At 66.8% G+C, this 4268-nt stretch carries 6 protein-coding genes; 5 read left to right on the plus strand and 1 reads right to left on the minus strand.

All coding sequences use genetic code 11. From position 1 onward, the window contains the following. Positions 1-345: hypothetical protein (locus GF405_10170; protein MBD3368519.1), on the minus strand; the 345-nt coding region annotated here is incomplete at its 3' end. A gap of 887 nt (positions 346-1232) precedes the next feature. Between GF405_10170 and GF405_10175 the strand changes: the two genes are divergently transcribed. From GF405_10175 to GF405_10195, 5 genes are read left to right on the plus strand one after another with little or no spacing between them, the layout of a single operon-like run. Beyond that, a complete protein-coding gene (locus GF405_10175; GenBank protein ID MBD3368520.1) occupies positions 1233-1487 on the plus strand; it encodes a hypothetical protein in 255 nt (84 codons plus the stop codon). Positions 1488-1541: 54 nt separating this feature from the next. Then, the gene (yajC, locus tag GF405_10180; protein MBD3368521.1) at positions 1542-1838 is read left to right on the plus strand and encodes a preprotein translocase subunit YajC; all 297 of its coding nucleotides are present in this window, start codon (positions 1542-1544) and stop codon (positions 1836-1838) included. A 9-nt stretch (positions 1839-1847) separates the two neighbouring features. Continuing rightward, positions 1848-2363 carry a peptide deformylase gene (gene def, locus GF405_10185; GenBank protein ID MBD3368522.1) on the plus strand — a complete coding sequence of 172 codons (516 nt, stop codon included), beginning with the start codon at positions 1848-1850 and terminating at the stop codon, positions 2361-2363. Between the two features lie 38 nt (positions 2364-2401). Continuing rightward, a complete protein-coding gene (locus GF405_10190; GenBank protein MBD3368523.1) occupies positions 2402-3349 on the plus strand; it encodes a methionyl-tRNA formyltransferase in 948 nt (315 codons plus the stop codon). Continuing rightward, entirely contained in the window at positions 3346-4200 is an 855-nt protein-coding gene (locus GF405_10195; protein ID MBD3368524.1) for a DUF116 domain-containing protein, read from the plus strand. The genes GF405_10190 and GF405_10195 overlap by 4 nt, the downstream gene beginning before the upstream one ends. The last annotated feature ends 68 nt before the right edge of the window (positions 4201-4268 follow it).

The raw sequence follows: 4268 nt of genomic DNA on the forward strand, positions 1-4268 counted from the left end.
GCCGTCTGTGACCTCGAAGAGGAACTCGATGGTGCTTCCGGACGGGGCCGGGACGGTCGCCTCCCACACGTCGTACGGGCCGCGGCTTCCGACGAGCGCGGCATCGTAGTACGAGACGCCGCCGTCGTCGAGACGGACGCGAACGGCCGTCAGGTCGTTGTCCCAGCTCTGCATCCTGAGAGCGAACGACTGCCCCGAGAGAGGGCAGGCCGGCGTGCGGTCGAGCAGCGCGTAGTGGGATATGCCGTCCCACTCGACGTTGTTGTCGGGCGCCGCCGCGCCGAGCGGCAGAGCAAAAGTCGATATGAACAGCAGAGCTATCAGGCTGTACGATCCGGTTCTCACGCGAGGCCTCCTCACCGGCGCCTGAGTACGAAGATACAATCTATTGACCAGTTTACCACGTTATGCACTGAGAGACAATCGTCAACTGCTTCGCTTCTTAGGATGCTCAGCGATGAGGCGCGTTGCGCAGATCATCGGGGCTTCGGCGGGCGGGTCTGCCGCATCGGAGATCCGGCTCGTGTCGGAGATATGAGGCGGGGGCGGTTCTCCTTCACCGCCCCCGCCAGGGGGGACCCAGCCACTCAAGAGAGCGGCTGGTGCCCTGCATGCTTCGTGTCGGACAACCGTGGCGCAGGCCCCGCGCGTGCGGTCAGGGTCTCGTCGCTCGTTCGGCACGCGGTGGCGGCCCCCGCAGCCGGGCCGGGACGCCCCTTTCCTCTGAGGTGAGCGGTCGGTCCAGCAAGTACCGGGCTCCTGCTGTGCGCGCATCCGTGAGGAGCACGAGGCTGGCTGAATATCGCTCAATACCATGCTACTCCTCACGGCCGATTCTGACAAGAGAAAAACAACTCTGTCACAAATAGCGTAATTGAGCATGGAGGCGGACGTCGGCTTCGGGCCGAGCGGCCGGGGAGGACACCGGCGGAGCCGCCTGCGGGTCATGCGGCGGGACCGAGTTGATGAAACGGGCGGTTGCGGGTGGCCGGCGGGGACGGTGCCGGCGGAGCCGATTGCGGGACACCCGTCGGACGGAGGGACACCCGGCCGACGCGGCGCGGCTCCCGTCACGGGGTGAGCCGAGCCCACGGCGGGCGACGGCCGCGTCAGGAGAGGCGGATCACAGGGTTGCGCCGCCCGCCCGGCGACGCCACCAAGTCGTCTTGACTTCGCGTTCTGGCGACTGCTACCATACGCGCTGCCAGGACGGATTCAACGAAGGGAGCACCGTGGTATTCGGAAGGTCCCCAAAGGACGACAAAGAGGAAGAGAAGTCAGGCCTCTTCCTCGTCAAGGACGGCGTGAAGCGCGAGGTCACCTTTCAGGAGCTCGCGCTCTCCAATACGCTGTCCCTCGAGGCGCTCGTTCGGGTTCTCGCGAGGAACGGCAACATCGATCCCAACGAGCTCATGAAGGAGATGGAGAAAGTGAAGAGCGAGCGGTTCCGGGACGACACACCGACGCCGGACGACGTCGCTCACTAGGGAGGGAGTCCCATGCTGGCACTAGCACTGCTGTTCCCGGAGACCGCGCACGCCATGGGTACGACCGGCGCACAGGGCGGCGAGGGCGGAGGAGGCGGTGCGACGGGCATGTTCATCATGCTCATCGCGATCTTCGCCATCTTCTACTTCCTGATGATCCGACCGGAGTCGAAGCGCCGCAAGGAGCGCCAGCAGATGATCGAGGCGCTCAAGCGCAACGACAGGGTCGTGACCATCGGGGGTCTCTACGGCGAGATCCAGGACGTGCACGATGACAAGGTCGTCCTCCGGATCGCCGAAGGCATCAAGGTCGAGGTGGCGAAGTCCGCCATCAGCGCTGTAAGGGAGTAGCTCCGCACCATGGCGGTTCGTGACGTCGTCAGACACGGGCACAACGTGCTGACCGGCAACCTTCCCGAGATCGACGAGGTGACGCCCGAGATCCGTAAGGTCGTCGATGACATGATCGACACCATGCGGGAGGGCGAGCCGCCCGGGGTCGGGCTGGCCGGTCCGCAGATCGGTGAGGCGCTCCGCGTGATCGTCGCCGAGCCCCCGCCGGACCACGAGGACGATGTCGCCGTCTATCGTGACGCTGTCGTTCTTCTCAACCCGCAGATCGTCATGGCCTCCGGTCGCGAGGTCATCGAGGAAGGTTGCCTCAGCTGCCCCGGCGTCACCGCGGACGTCGAACGTCCCAGTCACGTCGTCGTGAAGGGACTCGACGTCGAGGGGCGCGAGGTCAAGCTCGAGGTGACCGGCGCCCTCGCCCGCATCTTCCAGCATGAGATCGATCATCTGAACGGCAAGTTCTTCTTCGATCATCTCAATCCGCTGAAGAGGCAGCTCGTCAAGGCGCGCATCCGTAGAACGTAGGGCGGGCTCCTTGAAGCCCGCTCCGGTGAGTTGCCGACATGCGCATCGTGTTCATGGGAACACCGGACTTCGCGGTGCCTTCCCTCCGACAAACCCATGCTTCGGCGCACGACGTCCTCCTCGTCGTGACCCAGCCGGACCGTCCCGCCGGTCGGGGCCGGCGACTGACGCCCCCGCCCGTCAAGACGGCCGCCGGGGAGCTGGACATCCCCGTCCACCAGACCGAGTCGGTCAACACACCCGTGTTCGCGGAACGGCTCAGGGCGCTTCTGCCCGACGTGCTCGTCGTGGTCGCCTTCGGGCAGATCCTGAACGATGAGCTTCTGTCGATCCCCTCGAAGGGCGCCGTGAACGTCCACGGGTCCGTGCTGCCTGCCTACCGCGGTGTCGCGCCGATCAACTGGGTCATCGTGAACGGCGAGACCGAGACGGGCGTCACGACCATGTACATGGCGCGGAAGGTCGACGCGGGGGAGATCATTCTCACGCGGCGCACGCCGATCGGCGAGAATGAGACGGCCGGCGAGCTGTACGACCGGCTCTCGGCGATGGGCGCCGAGCTCCTGGTCGAGACGCTCGACCTGATCGAGCGGGACGAGGCGCCGAGGACGTCGCAGGATCCTGACGCAGCGTCCTACGCGAGGAAGCTGAAGAAGAGGGACGGTCTCATCGACTGGACGAAGGACGCGCGCACCGTCCACGATCACATACGCGGCATGACGCCGTGGCCCGGAGCGCGGACGACCTACCGCGGCCGCCCGCTCACGGTTCTCGTCTCCCGCGTCGGGGACGAGGACGGGGAGCGCGGCGAACCGGGCGAGGTCGTGTCGCTCGACGATGAGCGGGGCATCGAGGTCGCGACAGGGCATGGCAGCGTCAGGCTCCTCGAGGTCAAGCCCTCGGGCAAGTCGGCCATGGACGCCGCCTCGTTCGTCAGAGGATACCGCCCAGAGGTCGGGGAGCGCCCGTTCGGAGAGACGTCGTGACGCGGCGCCGGACACAGGGCGGCGCCTCGAGCGCGCGGCCCGGGCGGGAGAGCAGGGCGGCCGGACGTATCCGGGCCGTCGGGAGAGAGATGATGGGATTGCGCGAGAAGCGGCTCTTCATCATGATCGCGGCAGGCGGTCTCCTGCTGCTGACCGCACTGGCCGCCGTCGCGTGGTACCTCATCGCCCCGCGGCTGACCGAGTTCCACCCTGACCTTCCGGGCATCGTCGCGGTCGTCGCGGGGGTCGCCTTCGTCGCCATAGCCCTCGGCCTGACAACGATCGCTGTCTCGGCGCTGACCGGGCGGCGCATCGTGTTTGGCTCAAGCATCACGAGCGCCGTCGTCTGGATACTCTTTCCGCCGGTCCTGATGCTCGCGACCATCATCGGACTCGACCGCGACGCGGTGAAACGGTCGTTCATCGCCGTCAACAATGCGCTCGTCCGGGCGGGCAATGCGGGAGAGCGTCCCGGGCGCGTGCTGCTGCTGCTGCCGCACTGCCTGCAGTCGACCGAGTGCCCGAACAAGATCACCGGCGGGCTCATCGAGAACTGCACGGGCTGCGGGAAGTGCGTCATCGCAGAGCTCGTGACGCTCGCGCAGGAGACCGGTCTCTCGCTGGCCGTCGCGACCGGCGGGACGCTGGCGCGGCGCGTGATTGGAGAGGTGCGGCCCGACGCGATCATCGCGGTCGCCTGCGAGACCGATCTGACCACGGGGATCCAGGACAGCTATCCGCTGCCCGTCTACGGGGTTCTGAACGAGAGGCCGAACGGGCCCTGCCGTGACACGCGCGTCGACCTTGCCCGCGTGCGTGAGGCCATCGGCGTCTTCGGTGCGAGGAGGTAGCGCGTGGATGCACGACAGATCGCGCTCCTGACGTTGTCGGAGTGGGAGTCGGGCGACCGGAAGATCGA

This window comes from Candidatus Effluviviaceae Genus V sp., from assembly GCA_014728125.1.
GTDB lineage: Bacteria > Joyebacterota > Joyebacteria > Joyebacterales > Joyebacteraceae > WJMD01.

Coding starts and splice junctions, on each gene's coding strand:
- yajC (MBD3368521.1), top strand. CDS start 1,542: ATGGGTACGACCGGCGCACAGGGCGGCGAGGGCGGAGGAGGCGGTGCG.
- def (MBD3368522.1), top strand. CDS start 1,848: ATGGCGGTTCGTGACGTCGTCAGACACGGGCACAACGTGCTGACCGGC.
- GF405_10190 (MBD3368523.1), top strand. CDS start 2,402: ATGCGCATCGTGTTCATGGGAACACCGGACTTCGCGGTGCCTTCCCTC.